This window comes from Prevotella intermedia ATCC 25611 = DSM 20706, from assembly GCF_001953955.1.
In the GTDB taxonomy this organism is placed as follows: domain Bacteria; phylum Bacteroidota; class Bacteroidia; order Bacteroidales; family Bacteroidaceae; genus Prevotella; species Prevotella intermedia.
The window spans coordinates 1208883-1230431 of sequence record NZ_CP019300.1; the positions used below are offsets into that span (position 1 = coordinate 1208883).

The 21549-nt window shown below is 42.7% G+C and carries 12 protein-coding genes and 5 pseudogenes; 7 read left to right on the forward strand and 10 right to left on the reverse strand.

From position 1 onward, the window contains the following. Nucleotides 1-16 precede the first annotated feature (16 nt). From porE to BWX39_RS05080, 5 genes are all read right to left on the reverse strand, one after another. Nucleotides 17-2131, reverse strand: coding sequence for a PorE family type IX secretion system protein (gene porE / locus BWX39_RS05060; RefSeq protein WP_028904647.1), 2115 nt, complete (start codon nucleotides 2129-2131; stop codon nucleotides 17-19). Nucleotides 2132-2196: 65 nt separating this feature from the next. Further along, on the reverse strand, nucleotides 2197-4056 hold the full coding sequence (locus BWX39_RS05065; RefSeq protein ID WP_028904646.1) for a DNA topoisomerase 3: 1860 nt from the start codon (nucleotides 4054-4056) through the stop codon (nucleotides 2197-2199). Between the two features lie 111 nt (nucleotides 4057-4167). Next, nucleotides 4168-4350 (reverse strand): hypothetical protein, encoded by a 183-nt coding sequence (locus tag BWX39_RS12430; RefSeq protein WP_370446762.1) that lies wholly within the window; start codon nucleotides 4348-4350, stop codon nucleotides 4168-4170. 149 nt (nucleotides 4351-4499) lie between these two features. Continuing rightward, entirely contained in the window at nucleotides 4500-7523 is a 3024-nt protein-coding gene (locus BWX39_RS05075; protein WP_028904645.1) for a choice-of-anchor J domain-containing protein, read from the reverse strand. A gap of 98 nt (nucleotides 7524-7621) precedes the next feature. Further along, a complete protein-coding gene (locus BWX39_RS05080) occupies nucleotides 7622-9271 on the reverse strand; it encodes a hypothetical protein (RefSeq protein WP_244271453.1) in 1650 nt (549 codons plus the stop codon). Nucleotides 9272-9741: 470 nt separating this feature from the next. On the opposite strand from BWX39_RS05080, the gene BWX39_RS05085 reads away from it, so the two are divergent. The 4 genes and pseudogenes from BWX39_RS05085 to BWX39_RS05100 all read left to right on the forward strand — a co-directional run bounded on the left by BWX39_RS05085 (nucleotide 9742) and on the right by BWX39_RS05100 (nucleotide 13327). After that, a complete protein-coding gene (locus BWX39_RS05085; protein ID WP_076123250.1) occupies nucleotides 9742-10164 on the forward strand; it encodes a helix-turn-helix domain-containing protein in 423 nt (140 codons plus the stop codon). Then, nucleotides 10055-10720 carry an IS3 family transposase gene (locus BWX39_RS12800; RefSeq protein WP_370446763.1) on the forward strand — a complete coding sequence of 222 codons (666 nt, stop codon included), beginning with the start codon at nucleotides 10055-10057 and terminating at the stop codon, nucleotides 10718-10720. Before BWX39_RS05085 ends, BWX39_RS12800 begins: the two co-directional genes overlap by 110 nt. Nucleotides 10721-10923: 203 nt before the next feature. Further along, nucleotides 10924-12149 (forward strand): annotated as a pseudogene (locus BWX39_RS05095) (site-specific integrase). A 4-nt stretch (nucleotides 12150-12153) separates the two neighbouring features. Then, nucleotides 12154-13327, forward strand: a pseudogene (locus BWX39_RS05100) (tyrosine-type recombinase/integrase). 72 nt (nucleotides 13328-13399) lie between these two features. Here BWX39_RS05100 and BWX39_RS05105 read toward each other — a convergent pair. From BWX39_RS05105 to BWX39_RS05125, 4 genes are all read right to left on the reverse strand, one after another. After that, nucleotides 13400-13912, reverse strand: coding sequence for a TIGR00645 family protein (locus tag BWX39_RS05105; RefSeq protein ID WP_028904643.1), 513 nt, complete (start codon nucleotides 13910-13912; stop codon nucleotides 13400-13402). A 10-nt stretch (nucleotides 13913-13922) separates the two neighbouring features. Further along, on the reverse strand, nucleotides 13923-15617 hold the full coding sequence (locus BWX39_RS05110) for a DUF262 domain-containing protein (RefSeq protein ID WP_028904642.1): 1695 nt from the start codon (nucleotides 15615-15617) through the stop codon (nucleotides 13923-13925). Between the two features lie 686 nt (nucleotides 15618-16303). Continuing rightward, on the reverse strand, nucleotides 16304-16606 hold the full coding sequence (locus tag BWX39_RS05120; protein WP_028904640.1) for a helix-turn-helix domain-containing protein: 303 nt from the start codon (nucleotides 16604-16606) through the stop codon (nucleotides 16304-16306). Between the two features lie 8 nt (nucleotides 16607-16614). Then, nucleotides 16615-16890, reverse strand: coding sequence for a helix-turn-helix domain-containing protein (locus tag BWX39_RS05125; protein WP_076123350.1), 276 nt, complete (start codon nucleotides 16888-16890; stop codon nucleotides 16615-16617). A gap of 443 nt (nucleotides 16891-17333) precedes the next feature. Between BWX39_RS05125 and BWX39_RS05130 the strand changes: the two are divergent. The 3 genes and pseudogenes from BWX39_RS05130 to BWX39_RS05140 all read left to right on the forward strand — a co-directional run bounded on the left by BWX39_RS05130 (nucleotide 17334) and on the right by BWX39_RS05140 (nucleotide 20714). Continuing rightward, nucleotides 17334-18526 (forward strand): annotated as a pseudogene (locus tag BWX39_RS05130) (VapE domain-containing protein). 353 nt (nucleotides 18527-18879) lie between these two features. Next, nucleotides 18880-19706, forward strand: a pseudogene (locus BWX39_RS05135) (toprim domain-containing protein); the annotation flags it as partial. 108 nt (nucleotides 19707-19814) lie between these two features. Continuing rightward, nucleotides 19815-20714, forward strand: a complete 900-nt coding sequence (locus BWX39_RS05140; RefSeq protein ID WP_076123173.1) for an IS982 family transposase — start codon at nucleotides 19815-19817, stop codon at nucleotides 20712-20714. 15 nt (nucleotides 20715-20729) lie between these two features. Here BWX39_RS05140 and BWX39_RS05145 read toward each other — a convergent pair. After that, nucleotides 20730-21041, reverse strand: a pseudogene (locus BWX39_RS05145) (IS982 family transposase); the annotation flags it as partial. Between the last annotated feature and the right edge of the window lie 508 nt (nucleotides 21042-21549).

Consider the following 21549-nt stretch of genomic DNA (forward strand, 5'->3'; position numbering starts at 1 on the left):
ATCTCTGTTCAGATGCTTATTGAAAATCGAAATAGACATCGCCTTCGTCTTCCAAACGTTCTTTTTCTTTTGGTTTCGGCGGATTTTTTAGGTTGCCTTTCTCATCGAACATACCGTAAGTGGTGCGCAGAACTATAAATTCTGTGCGACGATTCATTTGGTTTGCCGTTTCTTGCTTGTCTTTTGGCAATGCTTTTATAAACTCTTCTGTTAGTACATCGCCCTCTTTCAGCCACGGATACTTCTCTGCAACTTTCTTGCGAATTGTTTTTGGCTTCTCTTTTCCATATCCAACAGGCGACAAGCGTTCGGCTGCAATGCCTTTCTTAATGAGGTAGGTAATCACTGCGTCAGCACGGCGTTGTGATAATCGTTTGTTGTAATCTGCCGAACCTTTATAGTCTGTGTGTGCTGAAAGTTCGATAGTAATATTCGGATTCTCTTCAAGAAGCTTCACAAGCTTGTCCAATGCTGCTTCCGATTCGGGTCGAAGTGTAGCTTTATCAAAATCGTAGAAGATGTTGTCAATCAATACAGGTACACGAATACTTGCCAATGGGAATTGTAACGTATACTCTTTCGATACCGTAACGGGGTCAACCTTCAGTTCTTCTTTATGGTTTAAGTAGCCTTGGCAAGTGGCTAAGACAATGTAATTCACGTTCGGACGAATTTCCTGCTCAAACGAACCATCGCCTTTTACCGACAGTTTTAAGTTCGTACCATCATCGCCCACTAAGAAAACTTGCGCTGCAGGAAGTTCGTAGCCTTCCATTTCGTACACCCAACCCTTTATTGTTTGTATAACTTCGGGCAATTCAAAGCTGTAAATATGGTCCCAACCACGAGCATCTCCACGGTTAGATGAGAAGAAACCGCGGTTGTGTTTCCCCTCGAAAGTCATTCCAAAATCATCTCCTTGTGAGTTTAATGGGAAGCCTGGGTGTTCTAAGTGGTAGCGTCTGTCTTTGCCAACTTTGGCAATAAATATATCTAAACCGCCCAAACCGCCATGCCCGTCCGACGAGAAATACAAATCACCGTTAGGGCGAAACGTTGGGAACATTTCGTTACCAGGTGTGTTAATGGGTGCGCCAAGATTCTCAACGCCGCCAGTTGTGCCACCTATGAGACGAACCCGCCAAATATCGAGTCCTCCTTTACCACCTGGCATATCGCTGACAAAGTAGAGCCAGTTGCCGTCTGGCGACAGTGCGGGATGTGCAAAGCTTGATAAGGTATCGCGAGTAATCTCCAACTTCTTGGGTTTTCCCCACGCTGCATCGGAGCGATTGCTTACCGCTATTTGTGCAAAGCGAGGATAAGTAGGGTCGGTAAGACATTGTGTGATGTACATTTCCCGACCGTCTACTGAGAAAGCGGGCGTTCCTTCATCAGCTTCAGAGTTCAGTCCGCTTTCTATTGTGTGCGGAGTAGTCCATTTTCCTTTCTCATCTTTTTCGCTAACGAATATGTCGCCAGGCTTTACGCCCGTTATACCACTTACTTCATCGCCTTGCGCATCGTTGCGAGTAGAGGTGAAATAAAGTTGGTTGTATTGGTCGCCGAACAACATTGGTGAGTAGTCTTGCCTACGCGAGTTGAATTTATCCATCTTTTTCACTTGATAGTAAGACCCTTGTTCCTTTATCTCAGGTGCCTTGGTGGCAGCCGTTAAACCCTCTTTGGCAATGTCGTTGTCAGGCATAGAGTCCAAAGCAATATTGTATTCCTTTATCGCTTCTGGGTAAGCACCAGCCTTCATAAGGTTGGCAGCCAGCTTCAAGTGGGTATCTTTATCGTCTTGCTTGTATCTGATGACATTCCGATAGGCTGCAATGGCTCTTTGCGACGAACTGATTCGGTCGTAGCAGAATGCCATTTTTGCAGCCAATTGTCCTCTTTGAGCACGGTCTTTTGCAGGTGTACGCTGATAAGCAGTTTTAAATTGTGTGGCAGCATCGTGGTATTCACCAATGGCAAGAAACTTTTCACCTTTCTTTATGTTTCTATCAATACCACAACTGTGCAGAAGCAAAACAACGGTACATAGTAGAAACAGTCCAAAAACTTGTTTGAAACAATGTTTTTGGTACTTTATTTTGTTGTATGAAAGTCGGCGTTTATTCATATTTATATTAAACGTAACAACGGCGAAAATATTGCAAGATAGTAGCTTTCTATTTCTTCTTTATCTTATGCGCCTTGTGTTGCTTCTCCGATTTTTCTGTTGGAGTTGTCGGCAAGCACATCGTTTACGATGTTCGATATTTGTTCTTTCAGTTCGTTAATGAACTGCCCAGCATCGTATTTCTTGTGTTCGATGTCGCGCAACTTCTTCTCCCAGATACCAGTAAGTTCGGCGGAGGTAAGCAGTTTCTCGTGAATGGTATCTATAAGTGCAATTCCTGTTTCGGTTGCAATTAGGTTCTTGCGTTGCCTACGAATATAATTGCGCTTGAAAAGCGTTTCAATAATACCCGCACGAGATGACGGACGCCCAATTCCATTTTCCTTTAATGCTGCTCTTAGTTCCTCATCGTCTACCAATTTGCCTGCTGTTTCCATCGCTCGAAGCAACGAAGCTTCTGTGTAATGCTTTGGTGGAACCGTCTGTTTTTCAGTTAGAGTAGGGGAGTGCTCATCTTTCTCTCCTTTAACGAATGTTGGAAGGATTTTTTCTGTTGCTTCATTCTTCTCGCTTGATTCCTCTATGACTTGCTTTTCGGTATTCTGCTTGTAAACCATTCGCCAGCCTTCGTCGAGTATTTCTTTACCCGATGCTTTAAATTCTATTTCGTCTACCTTGCCGAGAACCGTAGTTGTAGAAAACTTACAATCGGGATAGAACACAGAAATGAAACGCCTTGCAATAAGGTCGTACACGTTTCGTTCTGCATCGTTTAATCCTTGAGGAATCACATTGGTAGGTATAATGGCGTGGTGGTCGGTTACTTTCGACGAATCGAATACACGTTTGCTTTTAGGAAGTGGCTTCCCTCCTAAAGGTTTCACCAAATCTGCGTATGGCTTCTTTGCAGCAAAAGTGGCTTGAAACAACGCATTCATTATTTGTGGACACTCTTTGTAAACATCGTCTGTAAGATGTTGCGTATCGACACGAGGGTATGTGGTGTATTTGCGTTCGTAAAGACTTTGAATGGTATTGAGTGTCATCTCGGCAGAGTACCCGAATTTGCGGTTACAGTCTACTTGCAAAGAAGTTAAATCGTAAAGTTGCTTGGGTTGTTCGGTACCTTTTTTCTTCGTTACGCTGGTTACTTCAAAAGGCTTATTCTCGATTAATGCAAAGGCTTCTTGTCCTTCTTCTTTCGATGTGAACTTGCCTTTTGTAGCTGTAAACTGTGTTTCTCGATAGATAGTAGCCAATACCCAGTAAGGTTCTGGCTTGAAATTGTCTATTTCTTTCTGCCGTTCTACAATCAAAGCCAATGTCGGCGTTTGCACACGTCCTATGGAAAGCACTTGTGCGTTCTTGCCAAAACGGTTGTTTCCATACTTTAATGTGTAAAGACGGGTGGCATTCATACCCAGCAACCAGTCGCCAATGGCACGCGAAAGTCCTGCCAAATAAAGCGGTTCATAGTCTTTTTGGTCTTTCAGATTAGCAAAACCGTTGCGTATAGCCTCATCGGTCATTGACGAAATCCACAGTCGTTTAACAGGACAAGCTACCTTTGCCTTTTGCATTACCCAACGTTGTATGAGTTCTCCTTCTTGTCCAGCGTCGCCACAGTTTATAATTTCTTCTGCGTTTTTATACAGACGCTCGATAACAGCAAACTGTTTTTTTATTCCTTCGTCTTCTATCAATTTTATTCCAAATCTTGCAGGAACCATAGGGAGGGCTGCCAGACTCCAATGTTTCCAATTCACAGCATAGTCGTTAGGCTCTTTTAGTTCGCACAGATGCCCGAAGGTCCAAGTTACTTGATAACCATTACCTTCCATATATCCGTCTTTAGAACTTGTTGCTCCAAGTATTCGGGCAATGTCGCGTGCCACACTTGGTTTTTCGGCAATGCAAACTTTCATACTGCTTTCTTATTTTTCTGCAAAGTTACTTATAATTCTTCTTTTTCGCAAACTATGGTTTAGTAGAAAGTGAATGGGGCTGATTTTCTTTTTGATATTTAAGGCTGATTTTTAGAAGAATAACCTTATTTTTGTAAAGATAATTCTCTTAAAAAGTGATAACTGCGCTTTGGCATTGCGAAAGTGGCTATTTTGCGATGCAAAACCTACGCTTTTACCGTGCAAAACAGCCACTTTTGGAACGCAAAACAATAGGTTTTGCAAAGTACTGATAATTAGTTGGTTAGGCAGCATTTACGCTTCTGAAAAATATTTACACTTTTATAGAAGTCGATTTACTCCAATTAGGCTGAAAAAAGAATCGGTCTGATTATTCAATAAGAATAATCAAACCGATTGCTATTGCTTTTTATCATTTCCCTTTTGCAGAGAAATGATAAGTATTATTTCACTACGACTTTATGTACCTTATTGCCTTGCTTGACAACATAGATACCTGCAGGAAGGGCTGCTGTGCTATTGCCAACGAGTACTCCTGATGTAGTATATACAAAAATTGGACTATTGGCAGTTGCGTCTGTATCAACGTTGTTGATATTCGACGGAACAGCAGAAGCGACATTAGATGGACCAGACTTGCCAACATTGTACATTGTAACGACATAATACTTGTCGTTCTCGGTACCTTCAGGGTCGATGGCAGTTACCTCGCTCATACTGTTGCTGCTTGCAATGAGCTTATCGCCACGATAAACGTTGTAGCCGATGATTTGCAGTGGTGCACTCTCGTAAGTAATGTCGTCGATGATAAGTCCTGCTGGCTCATAGCCATAAGATGTCTGAGGTATTGTTGAGGTGTGAACAATAGCGAAATATTTCGCACCTTCAGGTAGATTGACAGAAACTTTCTTCCAATTGATGTTGTCAGATGCGCTTTCGTTGAGTATCTTCTTGAAGCTGTTGGTATTCTTATCACTCGTAGAGTAAGCCACATAGAAGTCTTCTGGGCCATAGTTAGCATAGTCGCACTGTGGTGCCTTGGTGAAGAAGGTGATGGTTTGTGCCTTGCCTGAGAGCTCAGGAGAAATAATCCAGTCTTCGTTGCCACTTGGCGCATCGCCCAAATTACCAAAGCTCATCATAGCCTGGTCGCTGTTATGTCCTGCAAAACGCTGCTTGAAAAGCTGTGTGGTTGCATCGTCCATACCGTGGGTAGTGCCGTCGCAGTTGAACACGGTATAAGCAAAAGCCAAGCCGTTGCCTGGGAAAGAAATGCCACCGAATGTGTGGGTGCGGCCTTTGTCTGCATCATAGAGTGTCCATGGGTCAATTTCGTCAGTGAGGAATGGTGCATACGTTTCGAAGCTTTCGGTAATCGTGCACTTTTCTACTGCAGGAGCAGTCCACTCAAGTTTCACCTTATCACCGTCCTTGCTGGCTTTCAAGTCGTTGATAGCAGGGTATGGAGCAATGACAACCTTGATGGTCTTCTTTACTGAAACATTGTTCTCCTGATTTTCATCGGCATTCCAATCAGCTTCTCCCCATACTTGGAAATCGCTGTTTTCGAAAGATGCAGGACAGTTGAATGTGTATTCCTTGGTTTCGCCTGGAGTAATTGTACCACTCTCGGTCGCTGTCGTAGTTCCATTGCTTGTGTGAAGCTTAACTTGGAATCCTTCAGCATCTTTTAAACCTACGTTGCGAACGTGTACAGTTACTTCTGCCTTCTCTCCTCCCTGTGTATGGAGTGGGGCAGTAATGGTAGTGATGACATTGTAGTTGATGGCATCATTGACGTTTACATCGTCCACCATAATGTTCTCTCCGTCAGATATTGCGTGGATAAGAACACGACCATAACCGTGCTCTTTCTTGAAGTCGGCGTCGGCGCAGTCTACGTTTATAGTACGCCAACCGGAAGTACCAGTCAGTGTAGCGTAGTCTATTTCTGAAGCAAGTTTACGATGCTGTCCATTCACGTCAAGGTACACTTGCAACTTGCTCTTACTGCCTGGATAAGCATAGAACTGGAATGAAAGACGTGGGTTGGTTGCCTTGCCCATATCCATCTTAGGTCCTACGATGGTTGCAGCGTCGCCTGCTTTTTCTGGCGTAAACATCAATGAGCCTTCATCGTCATCAGCTGAGAAGTCGCGAGAAATCTTGAAGTGTTTCTTCGTGTCGTTATAGCTTGCACTCCATGGACCCTTTTCCCAAGCACCATAAGGCCATGATTCGTGGAATGGGAAATTGTATGGAGTTCCATAGAAGAATGGGTCGGCGAAACCTCCAGCACCGATGTGCTCTGTATCGGTATATGCCACTACTTGATAGTACTTATGACCTTGTGTGCCGTTGAGCGGAATATCCTTGATAGTAACCTCTGTGCTTGTGGTACTTTCGATGATAGGTTGCTCGTAGATTCCTTCGAAGATGCCATACTGAATGGTAGATGGGTCTATGTAACCTCCGCTGGCTCCTGTCGTAACAGGGTCCCATTTCAGAGTAATAGTTCCATCGAGATTGTCGTAAACGGTTACATTCTTGACTTTACCTGGAGTGATTTCGCTGCCGACGTATATTTTAGCCTCAGCCTTGGCACTCTTGAGATCGCCTACGTATGTGTAAACCTCGTATGAGTGTTCGCCTGGGGTTACGTTGTTGTCTGTCCACTCTATCTTCTGTCCTACAGATGGGTTGTCTATCTTATGAATAGGCATTGCAGCACCGTCGCGATAGATAGCTGCCGAAGTGAGCGATGCAAGGTCGCGTCCCATAATATCTTTCGTTGGAGTTGTAAATGTTACCTTCACAACCTGCTGACCGTTCTGTCCAGCCTGCAATGTCAGGTCGGTAATGGCAACAGGTGTACCCGAAGTTGCAGCGGTTACATCTACTTTCACTGGACGCATAATGATGTAGCCTGGACGGTCGCTCACAGCGTGAAAGCCGATACGATAGTCGCCTGTAGCTGTAGGAGTGAATGTGGTCTTCAACGTGGTAGGCGTTCCGAAAGCCGTTCCAGAGATTGGAGTTGTAGCAATGATTTCGCTATATGTTGTTGGGTCATCGCCTGTTCCGTAAGCTACGTTCATACGCTGCCCTGTACCTGAGAAGCCGCCAACAACTGCACCAGCCTCGAGTGTATATGTTTGACCAGCAGTGAGGTGCACAGGTGGCGAAACAAGCCAGTCGTCAGCCTGTACTGTGGCGTTGGCTCCATTGTAGGCTGGTGCGCCCGCACCCATGTCTTCCCACGTGTGGCCGTCGTTGTTTTTGTCCTCTACAGTCCATACTTTCTTTTTGAGTATTGTGCTGACACTTCCCCAATTCTCCTTGTATGGGTTCTCTTTCGTTACTGTGTGCGGAGTGCCCGTTGATGCAGTCTGGGCACTACTTGTCAAGGGGAGTCCAGCTATTGCGAGGGCTCCACCAAGAAGCAATGCATAAATTCTTTTTTTCATAGAAAATGTTTTTTATATTATTATTTTATCTTGAAGTATTCATACACTTGCAAGGTCTTCTTTAAATTAAAAGGTTCACCTATACTAAGAACTTTAAATTATTTGTTTACTCGCTTTGTTCCATTTTGGATAACGATTCCCTTGTAGCCCTTCTGTACACGCTGACCAACAGCATTATACATCGGATATTCTTTCTGGAGAGTTGGTTTATTGATATTGTCAATACCTGCGGTTATATCTCCTTGAACAACGGTGAGAGGTTTGTTAGACACAACACCTTTACCGTGAATCAAGATGTCGCATTTACGACCTTGAACATTTGATGGGAGAGCCTCGCAAGTAAATTTAACGACAGTCAGTCCATAGTCTTTGTAACTCTCTTCGTCTATAGTGTATCCCTTAATCCAACTTGCCATTCCAGACAATGTGTACTGTTCTTGTTTCTTCTCATCGTACCATGTTCCGTTGAGTTGGGCAACAGCACCAGGGAATACCATACCTTGTGTACAGGTTGTTTGCCCCATTGTACCCTCATTGTTCATTTGAACGAGGCCATAGTTAAAAGAAGTAGCACTGCCTTCGTCTACATATCCGTTGGCATAGTCAAACTTTGCTGAGAAGGTAACGCCCAGTGCGATGTTGCTATCAGCATAGATATTAGCTGTTTTCTTATTGCCGTCTTTAGTAGTTATAAGGCAAAGAGCTGGATTCAACACCTTATTATAATAAGGAATTCCAACACCTGACAAGCCCATATCAACACCTGCTTGGTCAAATCCACGTACTATAACGGCCAATTCTTTGTCAATGAGGAAGCCTTTGTCTTTAGGATAGAATACAGCGGCAAACTTATTATAGGTCTTTCCATTACTATCATTGATGGGGTCGTTTGCTTCAAGGTTGTCAGCCGTGCATTTAAGCTCAGCAAGAATTTCGCTTCCAGGCTTTTTAAGACCCTGTGCATCTGTCTCTACATTGGTTATGAGCATCGTCAATTCTGTTCCTTTGGGCAGTGGCGTGCTACTCTTGGAGATAGCAGTTAGGAAGATATCCTCCACCCACAGTGGAGCCATAGGCTTTTCAAGGACTTGTTGCACACCACGTGAAGTGTACTGTCCGCCAGATATCGTGCCCGAACCGAAGAGATAACCGTTGTCCATACCACCAAGGAAATAACCGTTTACCTTGTCGTCAGTGAATTGTAAAGGACGAATATGAGTTTCTGTACCTGTCAGCGTACCGCTCTTGATTCGTGGGTACCAATACATCACAGCGGGGAGGTCATAATCGAGTGGTCCCCAATGAGGATTCTCTTCCGAGAGCGTAAAGCTATCGGTACCACAAACGATGGTAGGAAGTGCATCGGCTCCATTGAAGCGAGATGTCAGATAGAAGTTTCCTTCGTTGTCGATACTGAAAGATTTTCCAGTTTGTCCTGTTCGGTCAAATGAGGTACAATTGCCATTCATATCGTAAATATTCTGATGCCAAAAGAGTTGTGTACTCTTTGGGGCGACAGGTACAAACTTTGCTGTGCCGTAGCCTGGTACGTAGAGATAGCTCGTACCGACCATCTTACCAGTTTTAGGTGTGGCTTCGAATAATGCGCCTGCAGGCTTGAGATAATAGACTGACTTTTGTGCAGCCTTTTTGGGCGACTGCTTTCCTACATAAACAGCTTTACTTTGTGAAAATGCCGTTGTGGCAATCGCCATAACGAACATACTAGAGAATAACTTTTTAATCATAGATAATAAATTTAAAAATTAAGTTAATATAGTATAAGGGTTAGTGAACCAATGTCCATTTTTCGCCTTTCAACAAGGCTTATAGCGTCGCAAATGATATTTATCTTATCAGGATTTATTCGGCAGTTCTCGTTAGACTCATACCTTAAAATCCTTAAAATATGCATCACGGTTGAGTTCTGAAACTATAAAAACATGGTATCCTGCTAATTTTTGCTTTTAAATAGCAAGATAGCATATTATTTACAGTTACCTTTATTCCTCTTACTTATTTGTACTTTTTCATAATATCGTAAAGATAAAAAAAAAAAAATAAACCCCCAAAACTTTTTGTTTATTTTTTCTAAATTTTGCAACTTTTACGTCTTTATGAATAAAGATTATCGTTTTATTGGCAGTAAAATAAAAGAGGGTGTGTTCTAAATGATATGAACCCCGAAAGTTAGACAAAAAACTTTCGGGGTTTTATTATGAGTATTAAGAATAGAAAGAAACACGATTTGGAAGATTTGCAAAAGTATATGTATCTTCTTGATGACGGTCATTCATTTGAGAGTATCCATACTACATATGGTATAAATACGGAACATCTAAAAGTCTTACGTTCAAGATACCTCCAACAGGGTCCAGGCGGCTTGCAAAAAGGTAAAAATATCAAGACTGATTTTGCATTAAAGAAACAAATTGTCCTTGAAATTGAGAAAAAGCACTTAACTTTGCACGCAGCCTCGTTAAAGTTTGGAGCAGCTCCTCAAACCATAAGTAGATGGTTAAAAGCATATCGTGAGGAAGGTTTGTCAGCTCTTGGCAAATTTAAAAGGCGAGGCAGACCACCAGACATGGGCAGACCGAAAAAGAACAGCAAGCCTCTCAGCGAGTTGGAGAAACTTTAAGGCATCAACTCCAAACCAGAAATGGACAACAGATGTCACGCAAGTATGCATACATGGTGTCAAGACGTATCTGTCTCCTATAATGGATATGTTTAACGGTGAAATCATTGCATACACCATATCAAGAAGTCCCAACTTGAAAATGACCATAGATATGCTGAAATCTGCATTTAGGAAACAGGCAAAATTTAATGGGCTGATTATGCACTCTGATCAGGGATGGCACTATCAGCACGGAATGTACCAGAAGATGCTTAAAGATAAAGGTATAGTACAGAGCATGTCTCGGAAGGGAAATTGCTTGGATAACTCCATGATGGAGAATTTCTTCGGATTAATGAAGAATGAGCTTCTATATGTGAATCATTTCGATTTATTGCTGTCTGGTAAACCTTTTTGTTACTTTTGTTTTCTTGGTCAAAACTTCAATAACATGGTCAAAAGTACACATTTTATCGGGCAAATGCAAGAAAAGGTTGATTTATGTAGATTGATGGTAAGTGATTTAGAATGTGTGAGAAACACGGATTTATGCCGTGAATTGCTTAGAGGATGAAAGTGCAGAAAATGCGGATTTGTGCAAAAGATACGTTACCAAATCGTTAGTCAAATGTGAAAGGATGTAGACAGGTAACAGGAAGCAGTTAGCACAATAGTAAGGATTTCTACTGATATGGTGTTTATGCACTGAATCACAATGTTTTGCATAGCTGAAAACGCTTCAAAAGCGGGTAACTTTGCCCACAAAAACAGAAGCGTATGCAAAAAGGGAAAATGAAGGTGTTGCTCTACCTCAAAAAGAGCGGTTTGGACAAGTCGGGGCAGGCTCCGATAATGGGACGGATAACCTATAATCGCACGATGGCTCAATTCAGCAGTAAGCTGTCGTGCAATCCCAAGTTGTGGAATGTGCGAGAGAGCCGATTGAATGGCAAGAGCCGTGAAGCAGTGGCAACCAATGCAAAGTTGGAACAACTGCTTCTCTCTGTACAACGAGCGTACCAAACGCTTTGTGATAGAGGTATAGAGTTCTCTGCAAAAGACATCAAGGAGCAGTTCCAAGGCTCAATGCAGAACCGCACTACGTTCTTGCAACGCTACGACCAGATGGTAGAAGACGAGAAGCAATTGGTTGGCGTGGAGATTTCGGCACGTTGGCACTCGATGTATTACATGCTCCGAAAGCATCTGCAAGTCTTTATACAAGAGCGATACCATACCGGCGACATTACCTTTGGGCAACTAACCGAGGAATTCTTGGACGGCTTGCATGAATACAGCGTGGGAAAACATGGTCATTCACAGAGTTATTACCGCAAGATGGCATTGGCGGTCAAGAAAGTATGCCGTTTGGCTTTTCGCGAGGGTATCATAGACCGTCCTTTCACCTTGTCAAGATAGACAGAGGAGAGAGTAAACTGCCCAGAGCGTTGGACAGGGCTTCTTTTGATAGGATAAAGCAAGTCAGATTAGAAGAGGAGGAAACAGAAATGACACTTGCCCGTAACCTTTTCCTGTTCACCTGCTACACAGGCACAGCCTTTTGCGACATGACGAATCTGCGCAAGGAACATCTTGTGCAGGATGATGCAGGTGCTATGTGGCTTAAATTCAGAAGGCAAAAGACAAACACCCTTTGTCGGGTAAAACTTCTTCCCCAAGCCGTTGCTCTGCTTGATACATACCATTCGAATGAATGGGACACGCTTTTACCGAGTATCAGCTACGAGGCCTATCGTTTCCTATTGAAAGCCCTGCAACTGAGAGCAGGAATTGCCTTTCCCTTGACCGCACATATCGGACGGCACACCTTTGCGACATTGATTACCTTGGAACGTGGCGTTCCCATCGAAACGGTAAGCCGAATGCTGGGACATAGCAGCATCCAAACGACCGAGCGTTATGCCCATGTAACACCGAAGAAAGTATTTGAGGAATTTGGTCGCTTTCTCTCTTTTACAGAAGATTTAACCCTTAGCCTTTGAGATTATGCGCAGTACATTCAACATTTTATTCTACATCAATCGCAGTAAATTGAGAACGGATGGCACAACGGCAATCCTTTGCCGTATTACGATAGACGGCTCAAAAGTCGTGATGTCCACAGGAGAAAATATTTCGCCCAGCGATTGGAGCGTAAAGCGACAAGAAACGAACGACAAGCAGCAGAACCTACGCTTGCATTCTTTTCGTGAGAAGATTGAACAGGGATACGATACATTGCTCTTACAATTTGGCGCAGTGAGTACCGAATTGCTTAAAAACCACTTGCAAGGTGTCGGAGCAAATCCGACCACATTGCTTGCCTTTAGCCGTGAGGAGCTGTCAATCGTTCAATCCACAAGGGCTTCAAGCACTTACCAAAGCTGTCGTAGTTATCACAGGCAGTTGGAAAGCTTTGTGAAAAGTAAAGGCATAGCGGATACTCCTCTGGCAACTCTCACAATGGTTTTTTTTCGATGATTATCGCATCTACTTCAAGCGAAAAGGCTATGCCTTATCCTCAACGAAACAAAATCTCTTTTGGTTGAGTCGGTTGATGTATAGAGCTGTGAGCCAGCAAACCATTCGTTATAATCCTTTTGAGGGTGCCAAGTATGAACGAGTGGAGCGAAAAATTCGCTGTCTGGGCAAGACGGATGTCGCCCGTCTATTGGCTATGCCTTTGCAAAATGAACAGGCGGAATTTGTGCGGAGGATTTTTCTTTTCTCCGTATTCACAGGATTGGCTTTTGCCGATGTGAACAAGTTAAGGTATTGTGATATTGAGACAAACAATGCAGGGGTACGCTATATCCGTCAGTACAGAAAGAAGACAGGTGTGGAGAGCATCACGCCCCTGCACCCGATAGCCGAGCAAATACTCTCGCTCTACCCACTGAAAGACAAGACAGAGGATAACCCAATCTTTGCAACCTCGCAGAGCAGAATGCAGATAGGTATGCATCTCAAGGCTGTTGGTTTGGCTTGTGGCATTTGCCAAAACCTTTCCTTTCATGTAGCACGCCATACATTCGGCACGCTGACATTGGAGGCAGGCATTCCGATAGAGAGTATCGCCAAGATGATGGGGCATTCCTCTATTGCCAGCACACAAATCTATGCCCAAATCACTGACCAAAAGATTTCAAGGGATATGGACAGGCTGATGGAGAAAATGTGAGATAAAAAACGAGTGAAGGAAATGTAATATAGCAATTCTCCTTCACTCGAACTTTTATTCTCTATCCTGCATTTAATGTTGTGTATGCCCGATTTTATCCATATATGTAATGCCCAAAGCGGATAAAACGAATACGATATGAATGCTAATTTGCATTATCGTATGTTGTGTGTCAATATTCTCAGCTACAAACGTTTCCAATAAATGAACGGCAGAAATACTGATTAGCGAAATCATCAATTTGTGCTTTAATGCATTTGGATTTATCTTACCAAGATAACCGAACTGATTACTATCCTTGTCTTTCTCAATAATCTCCAGTCTGCTGACAAACGACCAGTATCCTCCAATTACGCACACAATGATTAAATTCAAAACCATTGAAACATCCACAATACCTATGGCCAGCATAAGCATCGTTTCTTCTGTGAAAGTCTCTATGTTTATCAGGCTATGTATGACTTCTTTACAAAAAACGTAAGAATACATTCCCATCACGACGCACATACCAAGATATACAGGAACTTGAAGCCATCTACTTTGAAAGACACACCACTCTATAGCCTTTTCTAATTTATTACTCATGCTATTATTTTTAAAGTGCTTGTATCAAAAAGTTGACTATCTTTAAGTGACGCTGATGAATTTTCTCTTTGTCCCAAAGTAGGTCATTCTCCGTCATTCTCTGAACTTCTGACTGTTGTTGTAGGTATGTGTAACTATCACGCTTTATCTGAAATCTGCCATTGCTCAATGACATATTATGACTGCCAGACAGCAGCAAATAGTTGCCCAAACATTCCAAATATCGGTTATAGAACTCTTCATCATAAGGGCAATAACCATTATCAGCTTCTGTGTTTTCGGTTTGTGGTGCAATGTGCTCAAGGTGTGGAGTCGCAATGCTGTCATATCTGACAGGACTATAACCAGACTTTCCGCTTGCTATCAGATAGTTTTCGTATTTCCATAAGAGAATCTTTGCGGTTTGATGATTCATCCCCATATTGAGGCAACGAGCAAGTTCTTCATTATTCCAAAATCCCCACCAATCATTTCGACTCTTCATCCATTCAATATGATTGACAACCGTCATAGCATTAGATTCCATTTCCTGATAGCATTTGTTGAGACGCCACAGTAAATTCGCACGAGTACCGATAATACGATTGCGCAAGAATATTTGTTCCAAAGATTTTGCCAATAGGTTTAGTCCATCTTGTTCCATACCATTACGCATGGCTTTAATAACAAATGGGAACATGATACCTTTGTCTGCCGACACCAACAAAGCATGATAGACCATATTTCCTTTTTCTTGCTGGAGGAATTTAGCAGCTTGGGTAAAGCAAGAAGCCAATAAACGTGTGAAGTCACGTATAAAAGCAATACTATTGGCTTTACCTAAATGTTCATTTACAAAGTCTGTGGAGCTGATATCGTCCAAATTGTTTCTGAAAATCTTAACTGTGTAATTCAGGATATTATCTTCGTCAAGATAATCCTCTATTTGTGTAATTGATTTATAAATATACTGAAACCTTTCTGTTATTTCAGACAGTATAAGCTTTGTTTCCTCAAATGGTGCATGTAAATGTATGTGGTACATAAACTGCGCCTTGATGATTTCCAATTTGGTGGGTTTCTTCCCGCGGTTGTTTTGGAAAATAAACATCTGTACAGCCTCTGTGGCATCCTTAACTATGTGTGTAGTGCATGAGGCATGAGTGATGGCATTGAGAAGGGCTAATAGTTCTTTTTCTTCAATATCTGCAACTTGTGCTGTGAAATAATCGAATGCAGCCACAATTCTCGCCTTTGAAAGCGTATCTATGTCGCTATGATTATTGGATGTTTGGTCTATCACATAGTCTCGGAACATCTGATTGTCGTAATCCACAGTAGAAAAACGATATTGACTTCGCTGTTTAATGGTGTTGCAATAGGATATATACAAGTCATCATCGAAATCTTCCACCTTGTCTATATTTCTAATTTCCTTCAATCGTTTATAGAGAGTAGACAGAAAGATAACAGTAGTTGTCAATCGCTGTTGTCCATCTATAATAGCATACTCATTCTCTCCTTTTTCCTCAAAAAGGAAATGTCCAAAATAGTATGGCGTAGAAGTATGACTATGTACATAATCCTGTAAATCTGATAGGAATATATTGACTTGCTTCGCACTTTTGTTTGCACTATCTGTGTCCCATGAATAAGCTCGCTGATAATTAGGCACACTAATAGACTTTCCTGCCAATAGTGTTGATATGTTTATTGATGATTCCATAAGTATTAAGCTATTGATTTGTCTCTTTCCCTACTTTATAAGTTCATAAAGTAGGGAAAGTTGTGTTTTAACGACTTAACTTGTTCCATTGATGCATACCACCAGCCGTGCAACCAAAAGAACTTGGTGTTTTTTTGCTGTTAATAGTAATTCCGCATTTTTTGCATTGGTAAGTGATAGGGCCCAATTCGCCCAAGTCTTGCCATTGATGCATACCTCCTCTGAGGCAATTAAATGAACTTGGTGTTTTTTCACTTTGAATCAACGTACCACATTTTTTACACTGGTAATTCTTCATTATTTTATCCCTAATTCGTGTCGGGCACAACTTTGATTCCCATACAGTTCCTATTGGGTATTAGAATATATGCAGAAGCGTGGAACTGTATGCTCCACGTCTTAATGTACAGGTCCTGAGAAAACTTTTTGTGACAGATGTGGGAATAACAGCCCCACGCTATATGCGTGGAGACTATTACGACCTTTCTTGTAACATTGTTAGGAAGTTTCTCAGGCTTCGTGCATACAAGAATAGGGCATAACGCCTCTTTTTTACCAAAATGTATGAGCATATAATATGCTCAACTGCAAAGATATAAATTTTCTGCGATATTCTGAAGGAAATAAAGATATTTAATGTAAAGCAGTAAAAATCAAGGGGAAATGAAAAAGAAAAACCTGCACCGTTATTGATGCAGGTTTCTGTTTACATAATTTTCTTGCAAAATTCGTTGCAGGTCAGACAATCGGTAAAGTATCTTCCCTGCAATCTGCGTGTATGGGAAAATGCCTTTATCCCGATAATCCTGCAAGGTTCGAGGAGAGAGGAACAGCCTTTCGCATATCTCTCTTCCTGTGAGATAGAGTTCTCCCTCGAACAGGGGACGGTGTGTCTGTGCTGTTGTCCGCACACGCTTTGTGAGGTTTCTGATGCCCGAAATGAGCTGTTTCATTTCGGGCATTTCTTTGCTGATGGTTTCGTATTCCATAGTTCGTTTTATTTATGAGTGTCAGACTTGGCGAGGAGTTTCTCAACGTCCTCACGTTTGTAATAGCACTTATGCCCGATTTGGATGAAGGGCAACACGGAAGTGTCCCGATAGTGTTGAAGTGTCCGCTTACTGATGTTCAGTATTCGGCACACGTCTCCATTGTGCAGGAGGTCGGGCACTTCGGCAGGTGGGGCGAAATGCTCGTTAAAGCAGTCGGTCAGCTCCACGATGCTCTCTTTCAGTTCCTCCCAAGCGGAGGTGTCAATGGCTGTAAATCTCATTTTTCGTTGTTGTTTTATTTGCGTTATTATTGATTTCTGACGCAAAAGTAAGCAGTGGATTTCGATTCCCGAAGAGGTCGGGATAAGCAGGGAAGAAGAGGGAAATGGCAGGAAGTCCGCACACTATACATCCCTGTTTTCCCCTTTCAAATTCTCCTGCACCGCCCGAAAAATCATTTGTTCCTTTCGAATAGTGCAAAACTCTGCAAACAGTTGCAGACCTCACACTTTCCCACCGTGCAATCCGCACACTTCTTTTGCCCCTTTCCCTCCGTTATTGAGGGAGAAAGGGCTTTTTTATTGTGTCGTAGCAGAGAAAAGTGATGTAGTCTGATGCAAGAACACCGCAGATGTTGGCTCATTGCAAAAGGCTGCCTAACTTGGCTTTGGCATTCGAAAACGTGCCAAACTTCAAAACCAAGTAATAGAAAGCAATCCGCACAATGAAAAGAGAAAACAGCGACAACATCTCAAAGAACATCCAAATAGAGGAGTTCCTTTCGGAGCGATATGAGTTTCGGTATAACACCGTACTGTATCGAGCAGAGTACCGTCCACGAGGAGTGGAGGACTATGTGGCAATAGACCGCTACTGCATCAACTCCCTCAAACGAGCCCTGAATAAGGAAGCGATATACAAACCTCGTCCGAAAACTTATACAGCATCATAGAAAGCGACTTTTCTCCGCAGGTCAATCCTGTACAAGCTTATTTTCATAGTTTGCCGACAATGGGAGCAGTGGAGCAAGAAGCAATAACTGCACTTGCAAATAGTGTAATCGTAGCCAATCCCGAGAAATGGAGGGAATACCTTACCAAGTGGTTGGTGGCAGTGGTCGCCAATGCGATGGATGACAGGCAGTGCCGTAATCATACTTGCCTTGTACTGACGGGTGAGCAAGGCAAATTCAAGACCACGTTCCTTGACCTGCTCTGTCCACCGGCATTGTCAGACTATCAATATACAGGCAAGATATATCCACAGGAAAAGGACGTGTTGAGCCTTATCGGTCAAAACCTTATCATCAACATTGATGACCAACTCAAAGCTCTTAACAAACGGGACGAGAACGAACTGAAGAACCTCATTACCTGCCCGCAGGTGAAGTATCGTATGCCCTACGAGAAGCATATCGTGGAACGACCTCACTTGGCAAGTTTCGTGGCTTCGGTCAATGGCAACGATTTCCTCACTGACCCGACAGGAAGCAGACGTTTCCTCCCTTTTGAGGTGCTTGCAATAGATATAGAACGTGCCAAGACAATCCCAATGGATGCCGTGTATGGCAAAGCCAAAGCATTGCTGAAAGACGGATTTCGCTATTGGTTCAATGATGAGGAGATTGCTGAACTGCACCGAAACAGCGAGGCTTTCCAAGTCTATGCGGCAGAAATGGAACTGTTGCTCCGCTACTTCACCTTTCCCACGGAAGCGGAAAAAGCCACTAAGCGTTTCTATATGACCAATTCGGAAATCGTGGGTTATCTCTCTGTCTATACCAGACAGCAGCTCTCACCCAAACGAATGGGCGAAGCCCTGCGAAAGGCAGGCTATGCGAGAGAATGCCGCAGGGTAAATGGCAATCCCGTATATGTGTATGCCGTCCGCAAGATTTTTCCCGAGCAGCCACCATAGCATTCTGTTATTACCAATCCCTTTGTTATACTCCTTTCTATTTTCTTTCCTATTCTCCTTACTACATTACTACAAACAAGGATAATACGATGAAAGAAAAAAGATTGCAAGGGGGATTCATCTTGCGAACAGCTTACTACCATCTTTCTACGCTTCTACGATAGTATGAATGAGGAAGGTATAGAAAGGAGGTGTAGAAAGATAAAACCGAAAGAAGTGTTACACTTTTCTCTTTCACTGTCAATCACTTATATCCATATCGAAGAGTAGTAAGATAAAAATGGGAAATTCCAAAAAGAGAAAACAGAGCGAACAATAAAATATCGAAAAATCCAAATCCAACGATAACAACAATGAACAACGAATATTACAATTTACAAAACATCAAGGACATACCCATAGCGGACTATCTTCATGGCTGTGGCATACAGCCCGTCAGGAAATACGGCAGTTATGCCCTTTACAACGCACCTTATCGGGAAGACCATAACGCCAGTATGAAAGTGGATTTTGCACGCAACCTCTGGTACGATTTCGGCTTGGGCAAAGGTGGCAGCATCATAGATCTCGTGATGCTGTTGCAAGGGTGCGATGCTCACAAAGCCATGAGTCTTTTGGCAGGGAACAACCTTTCCTTTCATAGTGCAACTCCTCCAAAGGAAAAAGTCGCTGCACTGTCCCCGAGCGCAAGGCGCATTCTCGGCATCAGCGATGAGTTGCCCCACACCTACAACACTATTTGCAGGAGGAACGCAAGATAGACCTTTCGCTTGCCAAACCCTATCTGTGTTCCGTATGCTACGAGGTGGGAGGAAGAACTTACACCGCCATAGGATTTTCCAACCGTGCAGGAGGGTATGAACTTCGGGACAACATGACGTTTAAGGGAGCTATCGCCCCAAAGGATATATCCGTGATTGCAGGAGAAGCGAATAACGCTCCTCTCTGTATCTTCGAGGGCTTTATGGATTTCCTTTCCTATCTCACAATGAAGGGAAAATAAATCGCTCCCTGCCTTGTGCTGAACTCCGTAAGCAATATACATAGAGCCGTTGCATATCTCCGTGAGCATCGTATTGCACATGTCCGTGCGTTTCTTGACAACGATGAAGCAGGACGGCAAGCTTTACTGGTTCTTCAATCGGCAGGAATGAGCGTAGAGGATATGAGCCGACATTACGGCACGTGAGTTCGATATAAGAAAGTTGTTTTAAAAGTTGTAGGAGTGGAATATTTTTTGTACCTTTATACTTGTAAACCAAAGAGTTACAAACAAATACCCACTCCTATGACTGATACAAATTTAATAGAAATATTCTGTATATTCGACGATTTTTGCAAGTATTTTACTCCAGAGTTGAAAAAACATACGCTTCAGGTACCCGGCAAGCGGCACCGTAACCGTGTTTCCCGTATGTCAGACAGTGAAATCATGACCATTCTGGTCCTGTTCCACACTCACCGCTTCCGAGACCTCAAGTCCTTCTACTTAGGCTATATCTGCCAGCATATGCGTGGAGACTTCCCACATCGGATTTCCTACAACCGCTTCGTCGAGCGACAAGCACAGGTCGCACTGCACCTGTTGCTGTTTCTCCAGACATGTGCACTGGGCAAGTGTTCAGGCATATCCATCATTGATTCCACACCACTGGCTTCCTGCCACATCAAGCGTGAGCGGCAGCACAGGACCATGAGGGGCTGGGCGGCAAAGGGAAAGTGCACCATGGGCTGGTTCTACGGCTTCAAGCTACATCTTGTCATCAATGACAAGGGAGAGATTATCCAGTGGAAGCTCACGCCAGGAAACGTAGATGACAGGGAGCCACTGAAGGACAAACGCTTCACCGAGAGGTTGTTTGGGAAACTCTTCGCAGACAGGGGGTATATCAGTCAGAACCTCTTTGAGATGCTCTTTGTGGACAATATACATTTGGTGACCAAGATAAAGAAGAACATGAAGAACTCCCTGATGAGCCTGTATGATAAGTTGTTGCTCAGAAAGCGTTCTGTGATAGAGACGGTGAACGATGAACTGAAGAATGTATGTCAGATAGAACACACCAGACATCGCTCTTTTGATAACTTTGCAACAAATCTGATAGCAGGACTCATTGCATACAATCTGTTGCCAAAGAAGCCAGAAATGAACATAGAAATAATTGATAAAAGCAGAATAATTGCATAGAGCTTATATCGAACTCACGTTGAGGAACATACGGGGCATGAGTTCCACAAAACGGTTATAGGAGACGGCAGCAGGGAATTCATGCCTGAGCCAGCCACGGATACAGTTCTGATAATACTCCTTGAAATTACGATATGTACCGAAATGATAGCACACAAGGATCGTCATGATTTCACTCTCAGAAAGCCTTCCCTTACGATTCCTACAACGTTTTCCATTGCTGTTATAAGATGGTAAACATAGGTTTTTACTCAGTTCAACATTCAAATTCTTGTCAAACTCATCAATAATACAGAGTATTTCCGTAATTTTGTCTTTGGTAATCATCGCTTGGCTGTTTTGTAAGTTATTGAATTACAACTATAAAGTTACAAAAAACTAACGAGATTACCAACTTTTACAAGGACATTCTTAACCCGAACTCGCGTAGTATTGCTTTTTGATTCTGTTATACGTTCCTTGTTTTGAACTGGACTAACAGAATAACATACATCACATGCTTCTTTACCAATAGATTTTGCCTGCTGAATAGAAATCGAGAAAGAAGAACTACCAACAGCCTTCAATTTTTTACATTCAGCAGTTTTATGGTACAACTTCGAGGTTGTACCAGGTGTCACATAAACTTTCTGAGCAAACGCAATGCAAGTACAGGACACAAAACAAATTATAGCACAAATTCTATTCATTCTTATAAAACGCTTATATCAAATCTCCCTATACCGACGTGTTCTTGTGGGGTGGATTATTGTTGTCATTTAATTAGATGCCAACCATTCCTAAAACAGCACGGACAAAACTAATCAAACCTGCTATAATCAACAGCCAGCCAACC